General features: G+C 69.0%; 16 protein-coding genes. 15 read left to right on the forward strand and 1 reads right to left on the reverse strand.

Annotated features, from left to right (window positions below):
- Positions 1 to 222 precede the first annotated feature (222 nt).
- From KA217_03045 to recD, 15 genes are all read left to right on the forward strand, one after another.
- Positions 223 to 1,632 (forward strand): O-antigen ligase family protein, encoded by a 1,410-nt coding sequence (locus KA217_03045; protein MBP7711429.1) that lies wholly within the window; start codon positions 223 to 225, stop codon positions 1,630 to 1,632.
- A 79-nt stretch (positions 1,633 to 1,711) separates the two neighbouring features.
- On the forward strand, positions 1,712 to 2,893 hold the full coding sequence (locus tag KA217_03050; protein MBP7711430.1) for a hypothetical protein: 1,182 nt from the start codon (positions 1,712 to 1,714) through the stop codon (positions 2,891 to 2,893).
- Complete coding sequence (locus KA217_03055; protein ID MBP7711431.1) at positions 2,868 to 3,782, forward strand: glycosyltransferase family 2 protein; 915 nt, start codon at positions 2,868 to 2,870, stop codon at positions 3,780 to 3,782. The genes KA217_03050 and KA217_03055 overlap by 26 nt, the downstream gene beginning before the upstream one ends.
- Positions 3,783 to 4,044: 262 nt before the next feature.
- Entirely contained in the window at positions 4,045 to 5,220 is a 1,176-nt protein-coding gene (locus KA217_03060) for a beta-galactosidase (protein MBP7711432.1), read from the forward strand.
- Positions 5,221 to 5,688: 468 nt separating this feature from the next.
- Positions 5,689 to 6,564, forward strand: a complete 876-nt coding sequence (locus KA217_03065; GenBank protein MBP7711433.1) for a glycosyltransferase family 4 protein — start codon at positions 5,689 to 5,691, stop codon at positions 6,562 to 6,564.
- A gap of 60 nt (positions 6,565 to 6,624) precedes the next feature.
- A complete protein-coding gene (locus KA217_03070) occupies positions 6,625 to 7,779 on the forward strand; it encodes a glycosyltransferase family 4 protein (GenBank protein ID MBP7711434.1) in 1,155 nt (384 codons plus the stop codon).
- Between the two features lie 198 nt (positions 7,780 to 7,977).
- A complete protein-coding gene (locus KA217_03075; GenBank protein MBP7711435.1) occupies positions 7,978 to 8,763 on the forward strand; it encodes a WecB/TagA/CpsF family glycosyltransferase in 786 nt (261 codons plus the stop codon).
- Between the two features lie 19 nt (positions 8,764 to 8,782).
- A complete protein-coding gene (xrtD, locus tag KA217_03080; GenBank protein MBP7711436.1) occupies positions 8,783 to 10,360 on the forward strand; it encodes a VPLPA-CTERM-specific exosortase XrtD in 1,578 nt (525 codons plus the stop codon).
- 6 nt (positions 10,361 to 10,366) lie between these two features.
- Positions 10,367 to 11,995 (forward strand): undecaprenyl/decaprenyl-phosphate alpha-N-acetylglucosaminyl 1-phosphate transferase, encoded by a 1,629-nt coding sequence (locus tag KA217_03085; GenBank protein ID MBP7711437.1) that lies wholly within the window; start codon positions 10,367 to 10,369, stop codon positions 11,993 to 11,995.
- 632 nt (positions 11,996 to 12,627) lie between these two features.
- Positions 12,628 to 13,725 (forward strand): GDP-mannose 4,6-dehydratase, encoded by a 1,098-nt coding sequence (gmd, locus tag KA217_03090; protein MBP7711438.1) that lies wholly within the window; start codon positions 12,628 to 12,630, stop codon positions 13,723 to 13,725.
- Between the two features lie 55 nt (positions 13,726 to 13,780).
- A complete protein-coding gene (locus KA217_03095) occupies positions 13,781 to 14,749 on the forward strand; it encodes a GDP-L-fucose synthase (protein MBP7711439.1) in 969 nt (322 codons plus the stop codon).
- A gap of 69 nt (positions 14,750 to 14,818) precedes the next feature.
- Positions 14,819 to 17,209, forward strand: coding sequence for a tetratricopeptide repeat protein (locus KA217_03100; protein ID MBP7711440.1), 2,391 nt, complete (start codon positions 14,819 to 14,821; stop codon positions 17,207 to 17,209).
- Positions 17,210 to 17,246: 37 nt separating this feature from the next.
- Entirely contained in the window at positions 17,247 to 20,672 is a 3,426-nt protein-coding gene (gene recC / locus KA217_03105; GenBank protein ID MBP7711441.1) for an exodeoxyribonuclease V subunit gamma, read from the forward strand.
- Positions 20,659 to 24,273, forward strand: coding sequence for an exodeoxyribonuclease V subunit beta (gene recB, locus KA217_03110; GenBank protein MBP7711442.1), 3,615 nt, complete (start codon positions 20,659 to 20,661; stop codon positions 24,271 to 24,273). Before recC ends, recB begins: the two co-directional genes overlap by 14 nt.
- Positions 24,270 to 26,195, forward strand: a complete 1,926-nt coding sequence (recD, locus tag KA217_03115) for an exodeoxyribonuclease V subunit alpha (GenBank protein ID MBP7711443.1) — start codon at positions 24,270 to 24,272, stop codon at positions 26,193 to 26,195. The genes recB and recD overlap by 4 nt, the downstream gene beginning before the upstream one ends.
- A gap of 69 nt (positions 26,196 to 26,264) precedes the next feature.
- Here the strand turns inward: recD and KA217_03120 are convergent, their stop codons facing one another.
- Positions 26,265 to 26,723 (reverse strand): hypothetical protein, encoded by a 459-nt coding sequence (locus KA217_03120; protein MBP7711444.1) that lies wholly within the window; start codon positions 26,721 to 26,723, stop codon positions 26,265 to 26,267.
- Positions 26,724 to 26,842: the final 119 nt, after the last annotated feature.

The raw sequence follows: 26,842 nt of genomic DNA on the forward strand, positions 1-26,842 counted from the left end.
TCCCTGCCGAGAACGCTGAGTACGCCGAGTACGCCGAGGACGTCCTGTTCTGCTTCCGAGCCCCGACGGCCTGACGACGCGGAGGGCGCTCGGCGATACCCCTTCAACGGATTCATCTACTCGTAGTCGGTCCGCAGCAACGCACAGCAGTATGCGGTCCGGGCACAATCGCGTCAGCAATCGGCAAAGGGCATGGTCTGCTCGGACGCAGGTGCGTAACACATGGATCACAGCAAGTATTCCCCGGCAAGCACGCATCGTGCGCGCCCCGACGGTGTGACGATGGGGGGAATGACGGGTACCCGAGAAGCCCAAGTACTGCCCTCAGCGCAGTCGCCCCAGGGCTCCTCGTGGCTGTTTCTGCTACCACTTAGTGCGGCGTTAGTCGCCGCAACGGTGAGCCTTGGGCGCGTCAGTGGCAACGCTTCGACCGCAGGTGGGATACTGGAGGGCGACCTGCGCAGAGCTCTTCTGTTTGGCCCTATTTACGCGTTTGCGGGGCTGTTGCTGCTTCGACGGCCCACACAGGCATTGAACCTGGCTCGGACGCAGCCGGCCCTGTGGGCACTAATCGCGTATGCTGCGCTATCTGCCGTATGGTCGAGCTATCCAGGCGCGGTGATGACATTCGCCGGCCATATGCTTGGCTACGCATTCATCGCAATGGCGGCGTCCATTGCTGCGAGAGGGTCCGCGGGTATCGTCGCGAAGACCCTCTGGATCCCCGGTTTTTCCCTCCTGATTGCCACCATTGTCCTCGTCTGGGGACAGCCACGGCTCGCAATCATGGAGATCGGAGATCAGTTTCGCTGGGCGGGGCCAACGTTTCACCCGAACATCCTCGGCGTGGTCTCGCTGCTGACGACATGGGCCAGCATTGTTCTCATAACCAAGGGCGGGAGTGTCTGGAGGACTCTCATCGCAAGTGGCAGCGCGTTATTGGCTGCGGTGTGCCTTCTTGGCAGCAACAGCGTGACCTCCGCCATACTTTCCGGAGCGCTTTGGGTGTTTTTGTTTCCGATGCTCCTGATTGCTCATTCCCCCACCGGATCTCGAAGATTGATGTGGGCCGTTGCGCTTTTCGGGATGCTCATGGGCTTCCTGTGGCTCACGTTAACCGCGCCGGAGTTGTTGACGTGGGATAAGCTTATGGCGGCTCTCGGTCGCACGAAGAACCTGACCGGAAGACTCGCGCTGTGGGAAGCGGGATGGAAGGCATTCCTGGCGCGTCCACTTGAGGGATGGGGTTTCGATTCCCTGGCTAGTGTGACCACCGTCCAAAGGCTCGGGGTGGGTCAGTTGCATAACGGCTACATCGATGTGCTCGTCCGAGGAGGAGTTGTGGCCGGCATGTTGACACTGGCCTTCCTCTGGACAACGGCGCGGAATCTCTGGCTCGTCCGGCGGACACGCCGCGCGGACGCGACGGCCTTCGCGGCAGCTTTGGTTGCCGTCCTGATGCACAACGTTACAGAAGGGTCCCTTGTTCGCAGTCCTCACCCAATATGGCTGCTGGCGTGTGTGGTGGCTTTCCAGGTATCCGCGATGAGACACGCAGTCCCGAATGTGGGGGACTCACGTGCCCAGGAGGTCCCCAGGCGACATCTGTCTCCCAGAATCCAGCATCCCTGAGGACCTCAGTGTGGGTTTGAGGAGCAACCTGCTGCTGAGTGTCCTAGACCAAGGAGTAGTCAGCGCGACCAACTTTGGTGTGGCGCTGCTGCTGGTTTACCTCGCACCAAAGGAGAGCTATGGGCTATACGCTCTCGGGTTCGGATTGATCACCCTGGTGACCAGTATCGGCAACGCCCTCGTGGTGACGCCCATGACGGTAAATGCGCCGAGACTGGAGGTCGGCGCGCAGGACGCGTACTGCAAGAGCTTGTTGGCGTCGGAGGCACTCGCGGCGTTTCTCATCGCCGGTCTCGTCGGCACGGTCGTAGGCGTCGCGATGCTCACGGGGCTCGTGGAATTAGACGACGGGCTCTTCTGGACGGCAATTGCCTTTGCGGGGGCTGGTGTTCTGCTCCATGAGTTCTTTCGTCGCTTCTTCTTCCTGAAAGGCAACGCCCGGAACGTCCTGATCATGGATTTCGCTCTTGGCCTGGGATTCCTTTCCGCCCTCGCGGTCGGTGGTGTCTCGGGACTCGAGCGGATGCACACGTGGGCCATAGTCTTCTACGGCACATCAGCCGGGCTGATCGCGCTTTTCGTCGCGCGCACCGGGGCGCTGCCTGCCTTTGCTGGATGGAGCCAGTCGCGGAGGAACCTTCTGGAGGCCTGGACCGATGGGCGATGGGCCCTCGCTGGCGTCACTGTGACCTGGGTTCAAAGCCAAGCGTACGCCTACGTTTTGGCAGTCATGCTTGGAACCGCAAGCCTCGCTGAGGCAAACGCCGCACGGCTCCTTTTTGCTCCGGTGGCAATGCTCGGTACGGGCCTGATGAACGCCGTTATGCCGGAGTCGGTGAAGCGCAAGGCGAGGGGGGACGGACCGGGAGCCGAGCGGGTTGCGCGCCGTATGCTGGCCGTGCTGCTCTTGCTTACGGGCCTTTATACGGTGGCGGTGGCGGGCGGGCAGCGCGCCCTGGTCGGATGGGTCCTTCCTGAAGATTACGCTGGTGTTGGGCCATACGTTCTGACCTGGGCGGCGGTGGTGTTACTCCAGGCGGTTCGCGCGAACTCGTCCATGCTGCTTCAGGTCTTCCGGCAGTTCCGGGCGATTACCGTCGCCAACGCCTGGACGGCCCTCCTGGTCGTTGTGCTGACCCCAGGGCTCATTCACTTCTACGGTGTTGGGGGCGGCATCTCGGCTCTTGGGGTCGGAGAACTGGCCCTCGGCCTGCTTCTGTGGAGAGCCTTCTCACATGTCCGTAGATTCGATGCGGGTTGATATCTGCATCGCGACGTTCCGGCGGCCGGCGCAACTGGCGGTGCTTCTTGAAAGTCTTTTGAAACAGCGGCTTCCCGAGGGTGTGAGTCTTCGAATCATTGTCGTCGACAATGACAGGCTGGCATCGGGAATGTCCACGGTGGAGCGGTTCGCCGGGGACTGTCCGTGGCCTGCGGTCTATGTGGTGGAGCCCGAGGCCAACATTTCCCGCGCCAGGAACCGCGGGCTCTCCATGGCCGATGGGACCTACGCGGCCTTCATTGATGACGACGAGGAGGCCGATCCCGAGTGGCTTGCCGAGTTGCTCGGCGCGGCGCGACGGTATGCTGCAGACGTTGTATTTGGTCCGGTCATCCCGGTGTATCCGGAAGGCACTCCGCGCTGGATCATTCGTGGTGAGTTTTTTGACCGTCCGAGGTTCCCAAGCGGCACTCAACGCCCACATGGAGGTTCAGGTAACGTGCTTTTGTCCCTCTCGGCAGCGCCGTTGTCCGTGAGCCAGTTCAACGAAGGCTTCGGTCGCACAGGCGGAGAAGACACGGAGTTCTTCTGGAGGACCCATCAAAGCGGGGCTCACATGGTGTGGTGCGATTCGGCCCGTGTCTACGAGAAGGTTGAGCCGGAGCGGATGCGAGTGGGGTGGCTTGTGCGGCGCGCCTTTCGGGGCGGGCAGATGTACGGAAGGATCTTCATGGGGCGGACGAGCCTCGCAAGAAAGGCGCCGTGGGCGCTTCAGCGCGTCGCCTTTCTCAGCGTTGCCATGGCAGCCTTACCGATCGCTTGGCTTGGCGGCAGGGCGAGAGGGGTCCGGATCCTACAGAAGGCGGCGGCGAACCTCGGTCAGCTTTCGAGCGTGAGCGGCCGCTACTACGAAGGCTATGGCCATTAGCGTAATTCCGCCAGCGGTGACCCTTCGGCCATGCACAACTGCTCGGGTGCGTGCATCTTGTGTGACTCCTCGGAGGGGCCTGCGCGTTGCGAATAGCATAGTCTTCAGGGGCGCTTGCATTGGTCTGCGAGAGTTGTGGGGCTCTTTGCGGAATGCAGGAGCGCCTTGTCGCGCGTGGGTCGCGGTGCTGATGTGCTTTGTCTCTGGTGTAGGGGGCTCCGCGGAGCTCTCTGCCGAGACACTTCGGCGCTCCGGAGAAGCGGTGACCCTTGACTACTTTGGGCTTCACATGCATCGAGTGCACACGGTGACGCCCTGGCCGTCGGTGTCGTTTGGGAGCTGGCGGCTCCTCGATGCATACGTAAACTGGTTCAACTTGGAGCCAAAGCGCGGTCAATGGGACTTTAAGACACTTGACCGGTATGTGCAGCTCGGGGAGCAACACGGTGTCTCGCTTCTACTTCCGCTTGCGTTTCCTCCCTCGTGGGCGTCTAGAAGTCCTGGGGAGAAGGGAGCATATGGAGCCGGGAGTGCCGCGCCGCCGCGGGATCTTGGCGAGTGGCGTCAGTACGTCAGGGTTGTGGCGGAGCGATACCGACAGAGCATAAATGAGTTCGAAATCTGGAATGAGCCGAACCTGCGAAACTTTTTTAGCGGAAGCCAAGATGACCTTGTTCTGTTGGCACGTGTGGCGCATGAGACGCTACGAGAGGTCACTCCAAGAAGCCGGCTTGTGTCTCCGAGCGTGACGGGTGGAGTAGAGCACGTGAAGTGGCTGGATTCCTACCTTGAGCGCGGGGGGGGGCAGTATGCGGACGTGGTTGGGTTTCACTTCTACGCGCCACAGAAGGAGCCAGAGGCGATGTTGCCTCTGATCAGGGACGTGCAGGCAGTGATGAAGAGGCGAGGGCTTCAGGAAAAGCCTCTGTGGAACACAGAGAGCGGGTGGTGGATAGCGAATACAGACGGAACTCCGGAAGAGGTTGCCGTCCACCCCTCTTGGAGGCGTCTCGACCCGGAACTGGCGGCAGCATACGTGGGTCGGGCATTGATACTGGGTTGGGCGGCCGGCCTGGACCGCTTCTACTGGTACGCGTGGGACAATTACAGCATGGGGTTGATAGAACCCGGTCGAAAGACCATGAAGCCAGGGGCCGTGGCTTACGCTACGACGGTTGACTGGCTGTTGGGAGCGGTTGTTTCGGAGTGCGTGCGGAGACCGGAGGGGCTGTGGGTGTGCGAATTGTCCAGAGGGGTGGAGGAGGCATTGATTGTCTGGACTGAGAGGGGAGAGAAGGAGTTCATGTTGCCCGCTGAGTGGAAGGCTGAAAGGTTCGATACGATACTCGGCGAAGCACGGAAGATAGCTCCTGGAAGTCGGTCGGTTACCGTTTCGGAGGCTCCGCTCCGAATCGTTCGAGCGATTCATGGGCGGTAAGTCGTTCTAGGCATGGAAGTGCTGCGGAAGAATGGTTCGGGTTGCGTCGGCCGTCTAAACATTGGACACGGCTGGGGACGCGTTCAGATCTTCGGAACATGTGGTGCGACTGCAGAGGGCGTCGCGGGTTTGTGCTTGTATTTCTGGTGTCGTGAGTTGTCGAGCGTGTGCACAAAGGTGGACCTGTTTTAGACGGTCGGGGCGAAGAGAACGTTGTCTAGAGTGGTCATCGTCCAGCGTGTTGTCCCCCATTATCGGGTCGCATTTCTAGACGGGTTGCATGACCGTCTCTGGCGTTCTCTAGGGGTCGAACTCGTGATTATCTATGGGCAGGAACGCGCTGGTACGGTACCGCGTTCCGAGGTATATGAGCGGCCCTGGAGTGTCCGGATCGTAAATCGCTACCTTCGGGTTGGAGAGACGGACTTAACTTGGCAGCCCTGCCTGTCGTGGATGGCAGGCGCAGACTTGGTGGTCGTTGAACAGGCGAACCGGCTGCTTTTGAATTACCTCCTGATTGCCCGGCGGAGTGTTGGGCTGGGTCGGTTGGCATTCTGGGGGCACGGTAGGAACCTTCAGAGAGCTGTTGGAGGCGGGTTCCGTGAGACATGGAAGCGGCTTACAGTGGCGAATGTTGACTGGTGGTTTGCCTATACGGAACACACAAGGCAGTACCTGCGCGGGGTGGGAGTTCCTTCCGCGCGGATAACAGTCGTTAACAACGCGATCGATACGGCTGAGTTGTCGCAGGCCGCTGTTTCTTTGCAGGACAGGGAGCTCTACGCGCTGCGGACGGGGCTTGGGATTCGGAGTGAGCGCGTAGGCGTGTACTGTGGGGGGATCTACCCGGGGAAGCGACTGGACTTTCTGATTGAGGCCGGGGACCGTATCCGGTCGGACCTGGGTGACTTCGAGTTGGTTGTGGTTGGGGACGGCCCTTCGGCCAGCTTTATCGTTGATGCGTCCGTTTCTCGCTCGTGGCTGCATTACGTGGGTGCCCGGTTTGGGCGTGATCGCGTGCCTTACCTCCAGCTCGGAAAACTCATGATGATGCCTGGGCCTGTAGGGCTGGTCATACTTGATTGCTTCGCGCTGGGCATTCCTCTGTTTACCACGGACCTGGCGACCCACGGGCCGGAGATCGCGTACCTTCAGGCGGGCATCAACGGAGTGATGACGGCGAACAATACGCGGGCATACGCCGACGCCGTTGTGGCGTACTTCGGCGACCCGGACCAGCAGGCGGCGCTCGCGGGCGGGTGCCTTGAGAGCGCCCGGCGATACACTCTTGAGGGGATGGTGGATCGGTTCGCGGATGGGATTATGCGCTGCCTCGCCACCTGACCAGTGCGCATCCTTCAGGTCCACAACCAATACCGGATACGGGGCGGCGAGTGCCGGGTCGTGGACACTGAGCGGACGCTTCTGCAGCGAGCCGGGCACACGGTGGAGTTGTTTGGAAGGCGAAGTGCAGACCTCGAGGGTTCATCCGCTCTGCGGAGACTTGAAGGACTTGCACGGACACCCTGGAACAGGGCTACCGCCCGAGCCCTCGCGGGCGTGGTCAGGCGGGACAGGCCGGATGTGGCCCACGTCCACAACGTCTTTCCGCTGATCTCGCCGTCGGTGTATGCGGTGCTGGCGGCGCTTGGCGTCCCGGTCGTCCAGACGGTCCACAACTTCCGTTTGTTTTGCCCTAACGGCCTCTTCTTCAGGAGCGGCCAAGTCTGCGAGGAGTGCCAGACCAGAGGCCTCTTCTCGGCGGTTCGGCGGCGATGCCTGCACGGCAGCTTCCTGGTGAGCGCCGCCTACGCAGGTGGGGTATGGATGGCGTGGAGGAGGGGCCTCTTGCGGAACGCCGTCACCCGCTTCATCGCGCTGAGCCAATTCGGCGCGGAAAGGCTTGTTGGCCGGGGGCTCCCACCGAGCCGGGTGACGGTCCTCGGAAACTTCGTCGAGCGATTCGCAGAAGGCCCTGTGCGAAAGGGGGACTACGTCCTCTACTTGGGGCGCCTCAGTCCCGAGAAAGGCGTCATGACCCTCCTTGAGGCGGCAGGGCGGCTCCCGGACATGCAGTTGCGGATTGCTGGCGCCGGGCCACTGGAAGATGAGATTCGGCGGTGGGTGGTTTCTCATCCCGAAGCTAAGGTGCGGCTTGAGGGAATCGTGGCGGGAGAAGTGAAGGAACGTCTGATTCAGGAAGCGCTGTGCACCGTGGTGCCCTCAGAGTGCTTCGAGAGCTTTGGGCTCAGCGCGGCGGAATCCCTCTCTCTCGGTACGGCAGTTGTCGCAACTCGGATGGGTGGCTTGCCGGAACTGGTCGAGAACGGAGTGACGGGGGTCATCTGCGAGCCGGGTGATCCGGAGAGCCTGGCGGGAGCACTCGCGACGCTCGTAAACGAGCGTGGGCGTGCTGAGGCCATGGGGAAGGAAGCCGTGGCATCGGCGCGTGTCTACCTCAGTCCAGAAAGGCATCTCAGGGGATTGCTAGGCATCTATCGGCGCGCTGTCGTGGCTAAAGGCAGGGCGGGCGAGAGAGGGAGGAGCGGTGAGCCTTGATCATCGATACGATGCCTCTTGTCCGTGTTCGCAGGGGAAGAGGCGTGTGCATCACCTCTGGCCGCCGCTCACAAGCGTGGCGGTGCATTGGCTTGCGAGGAAGCCCGAAGGAGCGCAGGTGTGAGGTCCGAGGCGGGATTGGAGAAGGAAGGGCAGTGTTACAGGAGCCGGGGCGACTTCAGACGGCCCGAGGGGAACGTGCCGCCTTCTGTAGCAGTCGTGCGGCTGCGTGGAGTTCCGTTTCCGAACACCGATTATGATGCGGTGCTGGCGGTATTCTCGGAGTGGTTGCGCGGGGTGCGAACGCCCCGGCAGGTCTGCACCGTGAACGTTCACACCTTTGTCACGGCGCTCCGGGATGAGAGACTCTCGGAGGTCTTTCGCCGGGCGGCGTTGCTGACCATGGATGGGCAGCCGATCCGCTGGTACGCGAACTTGGTGCACCGAGCTGGGGTGCGGGAGACGGTCGCCGGACCCGAATTGATGCTGCGCTGCCTCGACAAGGGGCGGGCATTTGGATGGCGACACTACCTTCTCGGTGGCCGCCCAGAGGTATTGGTCGCATTGCAGAAAAGAGCGGAAGCATTATGTCCAGGCGTTCTGATCGTCGGAAGCGAGGCACCGCCCTTTCGGTCGCTGACGGTGGAAGAGGAGTCTGGCATTGTAGAGCGGATCAATGCAGCGCAGGCCGACTTTCTGTGGGTTGGCCTGGGGGCACCGAAGCAGGAGTTCTGGATATCGAGGAATCTCCACCGGGTTCGGGTGCCTGTTCAGGTTGGGGTGGGTGCCGCGTTCGATTTTCACTCGGGGACGATACCGCGCGCGCCGGCGTGGGCGAGCCGACTGGGGATGGAGTGGATGTACCGAGCACTTCACGACCGGCGTCTCTGGCACCGTTATCTCAGCACGAATCCGGCCTTTGTCGGCATGCTCTTGAACGACTTGGTGCGCAGCCGGTTGGGGAGACTGCGGGATGACTCATAGAGATTCAGACACGCAAGCCATGACAGAAGTCAGGGTCCGGGGATGGAGGGTGGGCCTGGCGGGTTGGCTTGCGATGGGGATTGCTGTGTTCCTGTTGGCCGTCGCCTACTGGGCGGCCTTCGAAGAGCTGCTCTTTCGCTGGGAGACGATTCAAGAGTACAGCCACGGCTACTTCATCCCGCTCATTGCCCTCTTCCTCGCCTGGCAGAAGAAGAACGAGCTGGCGGAGCTGCCGTTGGCAGGCTCTGGATGGGGCCTGGTGCTGCTGGTCCTGGGTGTCCTGCTCTACGCCCTCGGCACGCTGAGCACCATCTTCGTCGTCGTCCACTACTCCCTGTTGGTGGTGTTGACGGGACTCGTGTTGACTCTGCTCGGTTGGCGCGGGCTGGGGCTGCTCTGGCCGGCGCTCCTTGTTTTGGTCTTCATGATCCCGCTGCCGAACTTTATCTATCAGCAGCTCTCCGGAAAGCTTCAGCTGATCTCCTCCGAGATCGGGGTCGTCATCATCCGTGCCCTCGGCATGAGCGTGTACCTGGAAGGGAACATCATCGACCTCGGGGCGATGAAGCTCCAGGTGGTCGAGGCCTGCAATGGCCTGCGGTATCTGTTCCCGCTGATGAGCTTCGGCTTCCTCGCGGCCTACTTCTTCCACGCCCCGCTGTGGCAGCGGCTGCTGGTGTTCTTCTCCACCATCCCGATCACGGTGCTCATGAACAGTTTCCGCATCGCGGTCACCGGGGTGCTGGTGGAGAACTACGGCACCGAGCACGCGGAGGGCTTCCTGCACGACTTCGAAGGTTGGGTCATCTTCATGGCCTGCGTGGCCATCCTGCTGGCGGAGATGTGGCTGCTGAACCGCTTCTTCAGCAAGGAGCGTCGGCCCTTCCGGGAGGTGTTCGGGATCGACTTTCCGGAGCGGCTGCCGAAGCCGGCGGAGACCCGGGTGCGCCGGCTGCCGGCGACCTTCCTCGCCTCGGTGGCGGTGCTGGCGGTGGCGGCGGCGCTCTCGGTCGGACTCGCGAACCGTACGGAGGCAATCCCGGCCCGGGCGGAGTTCGTGGACTTCCCGGTGGCGCTGGGGGAGTGGACGGGCCGGCGGGAGACGCTCGACCTGGACGTGCTGGCGGAGCTGGAGCCGACGGACTATGTCATCGCCGACTTCCAGACCCCGAGTGGAGAGTGGGTTGACTTCTACTCGGCCTACTACGAGTCCCAGCGCGCCCAGGCTTCGGCCCACTCGCCGCGCTCCTGCATCCCGGGCGGCGGCTGGCTCATCGCGGACCTCTCGGAGCGGGAGCTTCCTGGGGTGTCGGTGAACGGCCAGCCCCTGGTGGTGAACCGGGTCGAGATCGCCAAGGGGGACTTCCGTCAGGTGGTGTACTACTGGTTCCAGCAGCGCGGTCGGGTGATGACCAATGAGTACCTGGTGAAGTGGTACCTGCTCTGGGACGCCGTTACCCGCAGGCGAACCGACGGGGCGATGGTGCGTCTGACGACCCAGGTGCGCCCGGGCGAGGCGCCGGAGAAGGCGGACGAGCGCCTGGCGGCCTTCGCGCGGGAGGTGGTGCCCCGGCTCGAGGCGTTCGTGCCGAACTAGACACCCATGAACAGCATCCTGATTCCCGTGATGGCGCTCGCCATCAGCATGGTGGTCATCCCCGTCATGCTGCGCGTCGCGCCCGCGCTCGGGCTGGTCGACCGGCCGAGCGCGCGCAAGGTGCACAGCGTGCCCATGGCGCGGGTCGGGGGCTGGGGCATCGTACTGGGCGCCGTGGTGCCGGTGATGGTCGGGCTCTCGCTCGAGGACCCCGTCGTCCAGACCTACCTCTGGGGTGTGCTGGTGCTGCACGCCTTCGGCACCTGGGACGACTCCCGCGAGGTCGGGCACTACTGGAAGTTCCTCGGGCAGTTCATCGCCGTGCTGCCGGCGGTGACCTACGGCGGGCTGGTGGTCGAGGAGCTGCCGTTCATGGAGCTCGGCAGCCTGCCGCAGGAGGTTGCCGTCCCGTTCACGGCGCTGGCGATGGTCGGCGTCATCAACGCCATCAACCACTCGGATGGGCTGGACGGGCTGGCGGGGGGCGAGGCGCTGCTCACCCTGCTGGCGATGGTGCTGCTGGCCGTCGTTGCTGGTGGCAACCGGACGGTGGTCATCGGCCTCGCGGCGATCGGCAGCACGCTCGGGTTCCTGCGCTACAACACCCACCCGGCCCGGCTCTTCATGGGCGACTCGGGCAGTCAGTTCCTGGGCTTCACCGTCGCCTTCCTGGCCATCCTGCTGACCCAGAAGGCGAATCCCGCGATCGCGCCGGCGAGTGTCGCGCTCATCCTGGGCTTGCCAGTGGTGGACATCGTCACGGTGCTGGCCCAGCGCATTCACGGAGGCATGAACTGGTTCAAGGCGACCAAGAACCACATCCACCACCGGCTCCTCGACTTTGGGCTCAGCCACTACGAGGCGGTGGTCATCATCTACTCGGTGCAGGCGCTCTACGTGCTGACGGGGGTGGTGCTGCGCTACGCCGACGACGCGCTGATCCTCGCCGTCTATATGGCCTACAACGTGGCGCTCTTCGCGGTGCTGCTGGGGCTGAAGAAGCGCGGGTGGCAGGTGCGGGCCGACGAGCCGACCCCTCTGGGGCAGGCGCTCGCCATTGCCCGGACGAACCAGTGGTGCCGCAGGCTGCCGCTCTACGTGTTGGCGGTGGCGTTGCCGGTGTTCGTGATGGGTCAAGGGCTGGTTGTCTCGGTGGTGCCGCGGGACTTCGGGGTAATGGGGGCAGTGCTTCTGGTGGTGCTTGCGACCGAGCTGGTGTTGCGACGCTCGGTGAACTCGATCACGGTGCGCGGGACCGTCTACGCCACCCTGACTTTCCTGGTCTATCTCTCCGTGCATTACTCGCCGGACCCGTTCGGCCACTGGTCGCCGCCGGAGGTGGCGTTCTTCGTGCTGGTTGCACTCGCTGTTGCGTTGACCGTGCGCTGTTCCCGCCAGGACACCTTCCGCACCACGCCCATGGACTACCTGATGGTTTTCGTGCTCCTGGTGCTGGGCGTTCTGCCCCACGACCTGTTCGGGGAGGGGGCGGCGACCGAGATCGTCATGAAGGGGATCATCCTGCTCTACGCGAGCGAGCTGTTCCTGCACGAGGTCTCCCGGCGTTGGAACCCCGTGAGCCTTGGCACCCTCGTCGCGCTGGGGGTCATGGCGTATCGGGGTCTTGCAGGCTGAACACCACCACCACGAGGGGCCTCGCGCGCGTACGCTACGCGCGCGCGGGGGTATGGTGGTAACTGTGGTGGTGGTTTTTAGAGATCTAGGTTTTTCTAGATCCCTTACTCTGAGGTAGGTTCTGGATCGCGCGCGCGGATCTTTACCGCGCAGTTTCGGAGCGACGGGTGTGCGCACAGGGTGTCCCGTCTGCGGGACGGGGGTGTACCGTTCTGGGACGCGTCGGGTTTTTGACGCCGGGTGTCCCGTTCTGGGGCGCCAGGGGTTCCATTCCAGGGCGGTCCACCGGGGATGGGACGGCGCTCCGCTCGGGTGGCGGGGAGGGTGGACCGGCGCGAAGAGCCATGCAGCGAAGGCGAGGGACGGGGTCATGGGGGTGAGCTTGCGGTTTTTTGTGTGGCTGCTAGTATGTCGATTACGCATCAACCTCCACGAGTATGGCCTGATGATTGCTCATCCGCAAGGAAATGGGGACATTCTGGTTTTCAGGCCGATGGAGCCGGGCGCTCTGCGGCGCGGGGTAGCCCTCGAGGAAACATGAAAACCAGAATGTCCCCATTTCGGTGCTTTGCGGTCTGGAGCGCGGGGAGCCAGAATGTCCCGACTTCCTCCATGCGCCGCGAGAGCACCCCATGACCCACAACGGCAACGTCGCGCTGATCACCGGCGTCACCGGGCAGGACGGCGCCTACCTCGCCGAGCTTCTGCTGGAGAAGGGCTACACGGTGCACGGCGTCAAGCGCCGGGCGTCTTCCTTCAACACCGAGCGCGTCGACCACCTGTACCAGGACCCGCACGAGCGCGGGCGGCGTTTCATCCTGCACTACGGGGACCTCACCGACGCGACGAACCTCATCCGCGTGGTGCAGGAGGTGCAGCCGGACGAGATCTACAACCTCGCGGCGCAGAGCCACGTGGCGGTGTCGTTCGAGACCCCGGAGTACACGGCCAACGCCGATGCGCTCGGCACGCTGCGCCTGCTCGAGGCCATCCGCATCCTGGGGCTGCAGGGCAAGACCCGCTTCTACCAGGCCTCCACGAGCGAGATGTTCGGCAAGGTGCGCGAGGTCCCCCAGAGCGAGACCACGCCGTTCTACCCCCGGAGTCCTTACGGCGCGGCCAAGGTGTACGCCTACTGGATCACCGTGAACTACCGCGAGGCGTACGGCATGCACGCCTCGAACGGGATCCTCTTCAACCACGAGGGCCCGACCCGCGGCGAGACCTTCGTCACCCGCAAGATCACGCGCGCGGTGGCCCGCGTGAAGCTCGGGCTGCAGGAGCGGCTCTTCCTCGGGAACCTGGACGCGCGGCGCGACTGGGGCCACGCGCGAGACTACGTGCTGGCCCAGTGGCTCATCCTGCAGCAGGACGAGCCGGACGACTACGTGATCGCCACGGGGCGCCAGTGGGCGGTGCGGGACTTCGTCGACGCGGCGTTCGCCGAGATTGGCGTCAAGCTCGAGTGGCGGGGTAGCGGGGTCGAGGAGAAGGGGGTCGACGCGAAGACTGGAAAGGTGCGGGTGGAGGTCGACCCGCGCTACTTCCGCCCGACCGAGGTCGAGACCCTCCTCGGCGACCCGGCGAAGGCGAAGCGCAAGCTCGGCTGGGAGCCCCGGATCACGCTCGAGGAGATGGTCGGCGAGATGGTGCGCGAGGACCTGAAGGCCGCCGAGCGGGACTCGCTCTGCCGGCGCGAGGGGTACTGGACCCCCGACCACCACGAGTGAAGGGGGACAGGGGGAGGGTTGGCCCGCCCCTTCGACCGACGAGGACTGCGCGTTGATTCCACGGGAAGCAAAGATCTGGGTGGCAGGGCACCGGGGCCTGGTGGGCTCGGCCATCGTCCGGGCGCTGCAGGCGCGCGGCTACGAGCGGGTCGTGACCCGCACGAGCGCGGAGCTCGACCTGCGCGAGCAGGCCGCGGTGCGCGCCTTCTACGCGGCAGAGCGGCCGGAGTACGTGTTCGTCGCTGCGGCGAAGGTCGGCGGGATCCTCGCGAACGACACCTACCCGGCCGAGTTCCTCTACGACAACCTGATGATCGAGGCGAACGTCATCCACGGCGCCCACGCGGCCGGGGTGAAGAAGCTCCTCTTCCTCGGCAGCACCTGCATCTACCCGAAGCTCGCGCCCCAGCCGCTGCGCGAGGAGTACCTCCTGACCGGGCCGCTCGAGCCCACCAACGAGTGGTACGCGGTCGCCAAGATCGCCGGCATCAAGCTCTGTCAGGCCTACCGGCGGCAGTACGGCGCGCACTTCATCGCCGCCATGCCGACCAACCTCTACGGCCCGGGCGACAACTTCGATCTCGCCAGTTCGCACGTGCTCCCGGCGCTTCTGCGCAAGTTCCACGAGGCGAAGGTCGCCGGGGCCCCCGAGGTGGTGGTGTGGGGCAGCGGCACCCCGCGGCGCGAGTTCTGCCACGTGGACGACTGCGCCGAGGCCTGCCTGCACCTGATGCAGACCTACGACGACGCCGAGATCGTGAACGTCGGCGTCGGCGAAGACGTGAGCATCGCCGAGCTCGCGGCCCTGGTCGCGAAGGTCGTCGGCTACGCGGGCGCCATCGTCTACGACCGCTCCCGCCCCGACGGCACCCCGCGCAAGCTGGTCGACGTCTCGCGCATCACCGCCCTTGGCTGGCGCGCCCGCATCCCGCTCGAGCAGGGGATCGCCGACACCTACGCCTGGAAATGGGGACATTCTGGTTTTCAGGCCGATGAGACGGGCCGAACGGAGCCCTCGCCCTGAAAACCAGAATGTCCCCATTTCCGAGGTTGCTATAATCCCTCCACCCTCAGGGACACCGGAGTCGCACACATGACTGGACGTTCTCGCCTCGCTCGGCTCGCCATTCTCTCGGTCCTCGCGGCCGCCCTCGTCGCTTGCGGCGGTGCGGAGGACCGCAAGGCGCGGCACCAGGAGCGCGGGGACGCGCTCTTCGCGGAGGGCAACTACGACAAGGCCCGGATCGAGTACAAGAACGTCCTGCAGATCGACCCCAAGGACGTGAAGGCCCGGGTGGGGCTTGCCCAGACGCTGGAGAAGCTCGAGCAGTGGCGCGAGGCCGTGGGGCACTACCGGGCGGCGGTCGAGGCCGACCCGCAGAACCTCCAGGCCCGGGTGCAGCTCGGGCGGCTGTTCCTGCTCGGCAACGCGCTCGACGAGGCGGACAAGCTCGCCGGTGAGGCGCTCGCCCTCAGCGCCGGGAGCGCCGATGCGCTCGCCCTGCGCGGTGGGGTGAAGATGCGCCGGGGCGACGTGGACGGCGCGATCGCGGACGGCGACGCCGCGCTGAAGTCTGACCCCGCCAACACCCATGCGCTCTCGCTCCTGGCCTCGGCCTACGCGAACAAGGGGGATGCCGGGAAGGCGACCGAGCTCCTCGAGCGGGCGGTCGCGAGCAGCCCGAAGAACGCCAACCTGAGGATGGCGCTGGCCGGCGTCTACATCCAGAAGAAGGAGCCCGACCGGGCGGTGAAGCTCTTCCAGGACCTGGTGGACCAGGACCCCGAGAGCCTGACCCACCGGATCCGCCTCGCGGCGCTCTACACCGGCCTCAAGCGCCTGGACGAGGGCGAGAAGGTCCTGCGCGATGCGATCGCCCGCAAGCCCTCGGACGTGCAGGCGCGGCTCGCGCTCGCCGAGTTCCTGGCCTCCCAGCGCGGGCGGGACGTGGCCGAGGCGGAGCTGAAGGCCCAGATCGAGAAGGATCCGGCGGCCTACGCCCTGCGCTTCGCTCTTGCCAAGCTCCACGAGTCCGCGGGCCAGCTCGAAGAGGCGAAGAAGGTCTACGAGGAGCTCATCGTCAGGGCACGCCTCGAGCCCCAGGGCCTCGAGGGGCGTACCAAGCTCGCCCGCCTGCTCGCCCGCCAGAACGACCTTGACGGGGCGGCTCGCCGGCTCGAGGAGGTGCTGAAGCAGAACCCCAAGGACGAGGACGCGCTGGTGCTGCGCGGAAGCCTCGCCATGGTGCGCAACGAGCCCACCAAGGCCATCGCCGACTATCGCGCGGCGTTGAAGGGCCAGCCGAGCTCGGCCAACATCCTGACGCTTCTCGCCCGGGCGCACCTGGCGAACAACGAGCTCCAGCTGGCGGAGGAGAATCTGCGCCGCGCGGTCGACGTGGACCCCGCGAACATCGCGTCGCGGTTGACCCTGGTCCGCTTCCTGGTCCAGACGAACAAGGCCGACACCGCCATGGAGCAGGTGGAGGCGGCGTTGAAGGCCTCCCCGGGCAACGCGAGCGTGCTCGAGATGAAGGCGCGCATCCAGCTGGCCCGTCGGGACTGGGACGGGGCCGTGGCCACGGCGAAGGCGGTGGCACAGGCCGCGCCGAAGCACCCCCTCGGCCAGTACCTCGAAGGCCTCGCCCAGCAGGGCAAGGGTGACCACGCCGCGGCCGTCGCGCTCTTCGAGCAGGCGATGGAGCGTGCCCCGAAGGCGGTCGAGCCGTTGACCGCGCTCGTCCAGACGCTGTTGATCGCGAAGAAGCCCGACCAGGCGCTCGCGCGCCTCGACAAGGTCATCGCGGCGCAGCCCGAGAGCGCGCTCGCCTGGAACCTGAAGGGCGAGGTGCTGCTCTCCCAGAAGAAGAGCGCGGAGGCCGAGGCGGCGCTCAAGAAGGCCGTGGAGCTTGCCCCGAAGTCGGCGGTCGCGTACCGGAATCTCGCCATTGCGGACCTGCTCTCGGGAGACGCCGAGGGCGCGGTGCAGGCCTTCCGCGAGGGGGTGGACGCGACCGGCGGCCAGGCCGCGCTGCGCTTCCAGCTGGCGAGCCTCTACGAACAGCTGGGGCGCTACGACGAGGCCATTGGCGAGCACGAGGCGATGCTGAAGGCGAGCCCGGACTCGCTCGCGGTCGCCAACAACCTGGCGATGCTGCTGGTGAGCTACCGCACCGACGCGGCGAGCCTGAACCGCGCGCGGGAGCTCGCGGCGAAGCTCGAGGGCAGCGACAACGCCGCTTTCCTCGACACCCTGGGCTGGGTCCAGTACCGCAAGGGCGAGCTCGACCCGGCGCTCGCGAACCTGAAGAAGGCGCTCGAGAAGGAGCCCGGGTCGGCGATCATGCACTACCACCTCGGCATGGCCTACCACGCGAAGGGTGATGCGGCCCGGGCGAAGGAGCATCTGCAGAAGGCGGTCGCGGGTGACTCCCGCTTCGTGGGCGTCGAGGAGGCCAAGGCGACGCTCGCCAAGCTGAAGTAGAGGAGGGCGACGCGCCGGCCCTGCCGGCGCGAGCGCCGTGCTGCGCCTCTACCGCGGGAACCGACTCGAGCGTCTGGCCGACCGGCTGGCGGAGGTCCTCGCGGACCCCGCCGGCCTGCCGCTCGCCCCCGAGACGGTGGTGGTGCAGGGGCCGGGGACGGCACGCTGGGTCGCAGCCCGGCTCGCGGCCCGGCTCAGGGTCTGCGCCAACGTCCGGTTTCCCCAGCCGGCCGCGTTCATCTGGGATTGCTTGCGCACGGTCCTGCCGGACCTTCCCGCCGGTTCCGCCTACGAGCCCGAGCGGCTCCTCTGGCGGGTCTTCGGACTCCTCGAGCGGGTGCGCGGGGAGCCCGGGTTCGCGGCCCTCGGTCACTACCTCGAGGGCAGCGACGAGCTGAAACGCCTGCGCCTCGCCGGGCGCCTCGCGGCGACCCTGGACCAGTATCTCGTGTACCGCCCGGACTGGATCCGGGACTGGGAGCGGGGCGGGGGCGAGGACTGGCAGGCGCCGTTCTGGCGCCGGCTGGTGGCCGAGGGCGGCCGGGGCCACTGGGTGCACGCCCAGGACGCCTTTCTCTCGGCGCCTCTCTCGGCGCCGGCGCTCCGCTCTGCGCTGCCCTCGCGGGTCGCCGTCTTCGCCCTGCCGACCCTCTCCCCGAGCTACCTCGCGCTCCTCGCGCACCTGGCCGGCCTCCTCGACGTCCACCTCTTTCTCCTCGACCCCTCGCGCGAGTACTGGTCCGACATCGAGTCGCCCGGGGCGACGGCGCGCCGGCGCGCCCGCTGGCGGCGCGAGGGTCGCTCCGACGCGAGCGGGTACTACGCGCTCGGCCACCCGCTGCTCGCGTCGCTTGGGCGCATGGGCCGGGAGCTCCTCGACCAGGTGCTGGAGTACGACGCCGAGGAGGAGGACCTCTGGGAGGACCCGGTAGGGGACCTGGCGGCGCGTCTGGCGGCAGGTCTGGCGGCGGGCTCGGCGGGAGGCCCGCTGGGGGCAAGCGCGGCGGAGCCGGCGGAGTGGCCGGCCGCGCCCTCTCGGCTCCGGCTCCTGCAGCGGGACGTGCTCGAGCTGCGCAACCGGGGCCGCGAGCCCGATGCGCCGTTGCTTCCCATCCCGCAGGGAGACCGCTCGCTGCAGGTGCACGCCTGCCACGGGCCCCTGCGGGAGGTGCAGGTGCTGCACGATGCGCTCCTCGATCTCTTCGAGCGCCTGCCTGGGCTCGAGCCCCGGGACGTGCTGGTGCTCGCGCCCGACCCGGACGTCTACGCCCCGCACGTCGAGGCGGTGTTCGGGGCGCTCGGGGACGAGCGCTACATCCCCTGGTCGGCCGCACGCCGGGACCCGGCGGCCGGTGCCCCGGCGGTGGCCGCCGTGCTGCAACTGCTGGACCTGCCGGCGAGCCGTCTGCCCGCGAGCGAGGTGCTCTCGCTCCTCGAGGTCGCGGCCGTCGCTCGCCGTCTCGCGCTCGACGAGGCGGCGGTGGAGGCCCTGCGCGGTTGGGTCCGGGAGTCGGGGGTCCGCTGGGGGCTCGACGCCGAGGCACGGTCCGAGGCCGGCCTGCCGGCCCTCGACGAGACGACCTGGGCGTTCGGGCTGCGCCGGCTCTTTCTCGGCTACGCCATGCCGGAGGACGCGGGGCTCTTCGCGGGGGTGCTGCCCTGCCCGGGTCCGGAGGGGTCCTCCGCCCCCTGGCTCGGCGCGCTCGCGGCGCTGGTGGAGCGCCTGGGCACGTGGCGCCAACGCCTCGCCGGGCGCTATCCGGCGGGGCGCTGGGCGGCGCTCCTGCGGGAGCTGGTGGACGACTTCCTCGTCCCGACCGACGACGAGGAGGAGGCCCGGCTCCTGGAGCTGGGCGAGGCGGCGCTCGGGGTGGCGGACGCGGCCCTCGGGGCGGGCTACACGGGCACATTCGCGCGGGAGGTGTTCCGGGAGCGGCTCATCGACGCCCTCGCGGGACACCGGGGCGCTCCGCCGGTCCTGGCGGGTGGGGTGACCTTCGCCGGCCTCGGGCAGCTGCCGGGCGTCCCCGCCCGGATCGTCTGGCTCCTCGGCATGAACGGCGCGGACTTTCCCCGGACGGAGCGCCCGCCCGGCTTCGACCGGATGGCCCGCCAGCGTCTGCGGGGCGACCGCTCGCGCCGGGACGAGGACCGCCAGCGCTTCCTCGACGCGCTGCTCGCGGCGCGCGACGTGTTCGCGGTGAGCTACGTGGGGCGCAGCGCCCGGGACAACGCCCCGATGGTCCCCTCGGTGGTGGTGAGCGAGCTCCTGGACTACGTGCAGCAGGCCTTCCCGCCAGAGGCCCCCCGCGGGGCCCCTGGGGGCGCCGGTCTCGTCACCGAGCACCCCCTGCAGCCCTTCAGCCGGCGCTATTTCGACGGCGGCGACCCGCGGCTCTTCAGCTATGCCCGGGAGTGGCTCCCCGAGCGGATCGGGGCGCCGGCCGGCGCGGGGGCAGTGACCTCGACCGGGCCCACCGCCCGCGCCATCCCCACCGGCACCCCCGCCCTGGGCAGCTTCGTGCGCGCTGCCCTGCCGCTCCCGGAGGAGGCGGGGCGGGAGATCGAGCTCGGCGCGCTCGAGCGGTTTCTCGAGAACCCCGCGCGCCACTTCCTGCGCGAGCGGCTCGGGGTGCGACTGGCGGCGGCGGAGGCTGCGCCGCAGGACGCGGAGAGCTTTCGCCTGGACCGGCTCGCGGCCTACCGGCTGCGCGGCGAGGCCCTCTCCGCGGCGCTGGCGGGGCAGGGCCTGGAGGAGGCCGTCCTTCCGCTCGCCGCGGCCCGGGGCGACCTGCCCCTCGGGCCGGTGGGCTCGCTCGACTTCGCGCGCGGGACCGCGGGGGTCCCGGACCTCGCCGCAGTCCTGCGCCCGGCCCTGGCCCGCACCCTGCCGGCCCTCGAGGTGGACCTCGTCCTCGACGGCTTCCGGCTCCGGGGGTGGCTGAGCGGCGTTACCCCCGGGGGCCTCGTCACGTACCGTGTCGGGAAGGTCGGCGCGAAGGACTGCCTGCGGCTCTGGGTCCGGCACCTCGCCCTCTGCGCGCTGGCCCCGGCGGGTGTCTCACTCGCGAGCCGGCACTTCGGGGAGGACGGAGAGCTCGCGCTCGGTCCGGTGGCCGACGCTCGAGCGCAGCTCCGCGCCCTCGCCGGGGCCTGGCGCGAGGGCCTCGCGGCCCCGCTGCCCTTCTTCCCCGAGACCTCGCTCGCCTGGGCGCGTGCCGAGCGCACCGGGACTCCCGAGGGGGACTGCTGGCGGGCGGCGCGCAAGCACTGGCACGACGGGTACCAGGACCGGGGCGAGGCCCTCGATGTCTGGGTTGCGGTCGCCTTTCGCGACTGGGAGCCACCCGACGCGGCCTTCGTCGCCGCGGCCCGCGCCGTGGCGGGGCCGTTGCTCGCGGCCGAGGCGGCGGGGCCGTCGGGGCAGCCCGAGGTGACGGGAGGGAGCGATGCAGCCCCTTGACCCGCTCGGCGTGCCGCTCGAGGGCGTGCGCCTCCTCGAGGCGAGCGCCGGCACCGGCAAGACCTGGACCATCGCGGCGCTCTACCTGCGCCTGCTGCTCGAGCGGGGGCTCGAGGTCCCGGAGATCCTGGTGGTCACCTTCACCCAGGCGGCGACCGAGGAGCTTCGCGAGCGCATCCGTGGGCGGGTGCGCGATGCCCTCGCCGTCGCCGAGGGCCGCAAGGCGGACGACGACTTCGCCGCCGCGCTGCTCGCCCGGGCCGGGCCCGGTGAGGACCCACGCCAGCGCCTCGTGGACGCGCTGGCCCGCATGGACGAGCTCGCGGTCTTCACCATCCACGGCTTCTGCCAGCGGGTGCTGCAGGAGAACGCCTTCGAGAGCGGGGCGCTCTTCGACGCCGAGGTGGGCGCGGACGAGCGTGACCTGCGCCGGGAGGTGATGGAGGACTTCTGGCGCCGGCGCCTCTACGGGGCCTCCGCGCCCGAGGCAGCCCGCCTGCTGGAGGAGTGGAAGGACCCGGGGTTCCTGCTGCGGCAGGTGGACGCTCTGGTGGGGCCGGAGCCGGTCGAGCTGCTCCCGGCGGTGGACGCCGCGGTGGCCGAGCGCGCGCGCGTGCAGGCCCACGCCGCGGCCCGGCGGGAGTGGCTGGCGGGACGGGAAACGGTGCGCGCGATCCTCGAGTCGGGGGTGCTCAACCGCACGAGCTACAGGCCGGAGAAGGTCGCCCGGGTCCTCGCGGCGGCCGAGGCGGAGCTCGGCCCCGGGGTGGCTCGGGCGGAGGCGGAGCTCGGCGCCGGGGTGGCGCCGGGGGGCGCGCCGGAGGTGCGCGAGGCGGCGCTCTTCGAGCTCCTGACGCCGGAGCGGATCGCCAGGGGGACGAAGAAAGGCCAGGCGGTCCCGGAGCACCCGTTCTTTGTCGCCTGTGCGGCCTGGCTCGAGGCCGACGCCGAGGCGGTCCGCACCCGCCGGGTCGCGCTGCTGCGCGAGGCCGCGGCCTACCTCGCCCGCACCCTCGAGGTGCGCAAGTCCGAGCGCCGGGTGCTCTTCTTCGACGACCTGCTCCTGCACCTCGACCGCGCGCTCTCCGGGCCGGCCGGGGGCGCGCTGGTCGAGCGCCTGCGCCGGCAGTACCCGGCGGCGCTCATCGACGAGTTCCAGGACACCGACGCCGTCCAGTACCGGATCTTCCGTGCGGTGTACGCCGACGCCCCGGAGACCGCGCTCTTCCTCATCGGCGACCCCAAGCAGGCCATCTACGGGTTTCGCGGTGCGGACGTGTTCACCTACCTGCGGGCCGGGCGCGACGTGGACCCGCGGTCCGGACGCTTCACCCTGACCCACAACTGGCGCTCCAGCACCCCCTTCGTGCAGGCGGTGAACACGCTCTTCGCGCGGGTCGAGCGGCCGTTCCTGTTCGAGGACATCCCGTTCCACCCGGCGGTGGCGGCGGGCAAGGGCGACCGGGCCCCGCTCGAGGTCCAGGGGCCGGCGGGGGGGCTCCGGGCGCCGGCTGCGCTCTCCCTGGGGTTCCTCGGGCGCGAGGAGCCCGCGCCGGGCAAGGCGCCCGGGGTGCTCGGCAAGGGCGTGGCCCAGGAGCGTGCGGCGGCGGCCTGCGCCGAGGCCATCGCCGAGTGGCTCGACCTCGGCGAGGCAGGGTGGGCGCGGCTCGAGGGGCGGGCGCTCGAGGCCGCGGACCTCGCCGTGCTCGTGCGCGACCGCTACGAGGCCGAGGCGGTGCGCCGGGCGCTCGCGCGGGTCGGGGTCGCGAGCGTGCACTACAGCCGGGAGAGCGTCTACGCGAGCGAGGAGGCGGGGGAGCTGGCCCAGTTGCTGGCGGCGCTGGCTGCGCCCGAGGACGCGGGTCTGATGCGCGCGGCGCTCGCCACCCGTCTGCTCGGGCGAGGGGCCGAGGAGATCGCGGCCCTCGCCGGCGACGAGGAGGCCTGGGAGGCCACCGGTGAGCGCTTCCGGGCCTGGGCCGCCGACGGTCAGGCCCACGGGCTGATGGCGATGCTCCAGCGGGTGCTCGAGGAGTCGGGCGCGGCGGGGCGGATCCTGGCCGCCCCCGGGGGCGAGCGCCGGTTGACCAACCTGCTTCAGCTCGCCGAGCTGCTGCAGGGCGAGGCCGGGGCCTGGGCCGGCTTCGAGACGGTGCTGCGCACGCTCACCGCGGCTCGCGAGGGGGCCGAGGGCGGGGCCGAGGAGGAACAGCTGCGGCTCGAGAGCGACGAGAAGCTGGTCCGGATCGTCACCCTGCACCGCAGCAAGGGCCTCGAGTACCCCGTGGTCTTCCTGCCCTTCCCCTGGTCCGCGAAGGAGGGGGCGGGGTCGCTGCCGGTGCGTTTCCACGACCCCGCAAGCGGAGCCCTGCAGGCCGATCTCGCGAGCCCCCCGGACCCGCGGCACGTGGCGATCGCGGAGCGCGAGCGCCTGGCGGAGGAGCTGCGCCTCCTCTACGTGGGGCTCACTCGGGCGCGCTACCGCTGCGTCCTCACCTGGGGGGCCGTGAACGGGGCCGACGCCACGGCGCTCGCCTACCTGCTGCACGGTCCGGTGGGCGAGCGGGCGGCACTCGCCAGTCTCGGGGACACGGAGGTGCGCGCGGCGCTCGACGCGCTCGCGGCCGACGCTGCCGGGACCATCGAGGTGAGCGCGCTGGCGCCCCCGCGCGAGCTCGCCCGCCGGCCTGCGCCTCCCCCGGGGCAAGCCCTGGCGGCGCGGGCCTTCGCCGGGCGCATCGACCGCTCCTGGCGGGTCGCGAGCTTCAGCGGTCTGGCCGGCGGGCGCGAGTCCGAGCGCCCCGACCACGACGCAGCCATGGGGGTGTCCGCGGTGGGTGTCGGTCCCGTCGCCGACCGGGGTGCGCCCACCTTCTTCGACTTCCCCCGCGGCACGCGCGCCGGCACCTGCCTGCACGCGCTCCTGGAGGCGCTCGACTTCCCGAGCGCGCGGGGCGAGGGCCTGGCGCGGACCGTCGCGGACCAGCTCGCTCGCTTCGGTTTCGCACCCGAGTGGCAGGGGGTCGTCGCGGGGGCGCTCGAGGGTGTGCTGGACACGCCCCTCGACGGGGAGGGGCTTCGCCTGCGGGGTGTCGACCGCGCGCACCGGCTGGACGAGCTGGAGTTCTGGTACCCGCTGGCGCGCGTGAGCGCGGCGGCGCTCGAGGGCACGATCGCGCGCTTCGCCGAGTACCGGCGCGAGGACCCCCGGTTCACGTTCAGCCCGGTGCGCGGGCTGATGCACGGGTTCCTCGACCTCGTCTTCGAGTGGGCGGGGCGCTACTACCTGGCAGACTACAAGTCGACCTTCCTCGGCGGCCGTCCCGAGGACTACGCGCCCGGGCGCCTGGCCGCGGCGATGGGCGAGCACCGCTACGACCTGCAGTACCTCGTCTACACCGTGGCCCTGCACCGATTTCTCGGCACGCGGATCCCGGACTACGACTACGAGCGCCACTTCGGCGGGGTCTACTACCTCTTCCTGCGCGGCCTCGACCCCGCCACGGGCCCTCGCCGGGGCGTGTACTTCGCGCGTCCGCCGCCCGCCCTCGTCGGGGCCCTCGATGCCCTCTTCGCCGGCACGCCGGGGCGCCGGCCATGACCCTCGCCTGGCTCGACGAGGCCGAGAGGGCAGGGCGGCTGCGGCCCCTCGACCAGCACTTCGCCCTGCAGCTCCTCGCGCTCGCCGAGCGCGTGGAGGGGGCCGCGGGCCTCGCGCGCCCGCGCTCCTCGCCGTTGGCCGGCGGGGGGCGCGCGGCGCTCGCCCTGGCGGCGGCGCTCGTCAGCCGCACGACCGGGGAGGGGCACGTCTGTCTCGACCTCTGCGCGGCGGCCGGACGGGCGCCCTTCGGCGACTCGGTCCCGGGCCTGCGGGCGCCGGAGCTCCGGGAGTGGCGGGAGGCGCTGGGGGCGAGCGGGGTGGTGGGGGCGTCCGGCGAGAGCACGCCGCTGGTGCTGGACGGGCGGGACCGGCTCTACCTCGCCCGCTACTGGCGCTTCGAGCACGACCTGGCTGCGGCGCTGCGCGAGCGTGCCTCGGGCTGGGCCGCAGGCGTCGACCGCGCCCGCCTCGCGGCGGATCTGCGCCGGCTCTTTCCCGCGCGCGCCGAGGGTCAGGTCGATGGGCAGGCGGTCGCCGCCGCGTTGGCCGTGCTGCGCCGCCTCACCGTCATCTCGGGGGGGCCCGGAACCGGCAAGACCCGGACGGTCGCGGCGATCCTGGCGCTCGCGGCGGGTCAGGCGGCCGGGCGGCCGCCCCGGGTGGCCCTCGCGGCCCCGACCGGGAAGGCCGCGGCGCGGCTCGCCGAGTCGGTGCGCCGGGCCAAGCAGGACCTGCCGCTCTCCGAGGCCGAGCGGGCCGCCCTGCCCGAGGAGGCGACCACCCTGCACCGGCTCCTCGGCGCGCGCCCGGGCCGGACCGGCTTCCGGCACGACGCGGGGAGCCCCCTGCACCTGGACCTGCTGGTGGTGGACGAGGCGTCCATGGTGGACCTGCCTCTCCTCGCCCGCACCGTCGCGGCGCTGCCCGGCGAGGCCCGCCTCGTCCTCCTGGGCGATCGGGACCAGCTCGCCTCGGTCGAGGCGGGCGCGGTGCTCGGGGACGTCTGCGGCCGGGGTGGGCATCCCGGCTATTCCCCCGAGCTCGCGCAGACCCTGGCGGAGGTGCTGGGGGTGGGTGCCGGGCAGGTGCCCTCGTCAGCGGCTCCCGGGCGCCCGGTCGCCGACGCCCTGATCTTCCTGCGCCGGAGTTACCGTTTCGGTCCGGAGAGCGGCATCGGGGCCCTCGCAGCGCGGGTCAACGCGGGGGACACGGCGGGCGTGCTCGCGCTCCTCTCGGCTGTGCGGGCGCAGGACGGGCGCGAGCCTCCCGGCCTCCGTCACCGGACCGTGGGGGAGGGCGAGCGGGCCGCGCAGGTCGAGCGCCTCGTGGTGCCGAGGTTGCGAGGGGTGATCGAGGCCCCGGGGCCCGCCGAGGCCCTCGCGACGCTCGGGTCCTTCCGGGTGCTCTGCGCCCTGCGCGAGGGCCCCTGGGGGGTCGGCGCGTTCAACGAGCTGGTGGAGCGGGCGTTGCGGCGCGCCGGGCTCGTGCCGCGGGACCGGGAGGCCTACCGCGGCCGCCCAGTGATGGTGACCCGCAACGACTACGCCACCGGGCTCTTCAACGGCGACGTGGGGGTGTTCTGGCCGGACACCGCCGCCGGGGGCGCCCTGCGCGTCTTCTTCCCGGCCCCCGGGGGTGGGCTGCGCGCGCTCCTGCCGGCACGTCTGCCGGCCCACGAGACGGTCTACGCCATGACCGTGCACAAGAGCCAGGGCTCGGAGTTCGACGAGGTGCTCCTGGTGCTGCCGGAGCGCGTTTCGCCGGTGCTGACGCGCGAGCTCCTCTACACCGCGGTCACCCGCGCGCGGGCCGGCGTGGAGATCTGGGGTCCGGAGGCCACCGTCGCGGCGGCCGTGGGGGCACGCGTGGAGCGCGCCTCGGGCCTGCGTGACGCGCTCTGGGGCGACGCCCCTGCGGCGTGAGGTTGGCGCGGTCTCCGATCCGCTCGAGGGCGCGCGGGTCGCTCGGGCGGCGCGCGCCCGAGGCGCGGGTCAGGGCAGGGTCGGGCCGATGGGCACGGGGGGCGTCTCCACGGTCTCGACGCTGCGCGTGGTGATCTCCTTCAGCACGCCGCCGCCCTTGACCGAGCCCGAGACCTTCGCGTCGTCCCGTGCCATGCGCTCGCAGTCGGCGCGCCGCTCGGCGGGCAAGCCCTGGCAGCGGCGGCGGGCGTTCTCCTCCAGGGTGCGCGGGTCCTCCTGGTTCTGGAGCTGTCCCCGGCGCGCCTCGGCGCGGGCGCCTTCCGCCTCCTTGAGGCACGTCTCCCGGCTCTCGCGCGAGAACTTCGTGAGACAGCCCGCGCGCTCCAGCTGGTACCTCGCCTCGATCGAGTCGAGCTGGGCGAGGCGTTCGTCCGCCAGAGCGGGTGTGGGCACCAGCACGGGCGAGAGGACCAGGGCCGTGGCGAGCCCGAGCGCGCCGAGGTGCGCCGAGTGGGGAAATCTGCTCATGGGACCTCCTGAGGGGAGACCGGTGGATTTCGCGTCGCGCTGCGCAGCTCCCCGAGCCCCACTCTACACCCGGTGTCTATCCTTAAGACATCCGCGAAGACGCTCGCGAAGGTACTCGC

The organism is Gammaproteobacteria bacterium (assembly GCA_017999615.1).
Lineage (GTDB): Bacteria > Pseudomonadota > Gammaproteobacteria > JAABTG01 > JAABTG01 > JAGNLM01.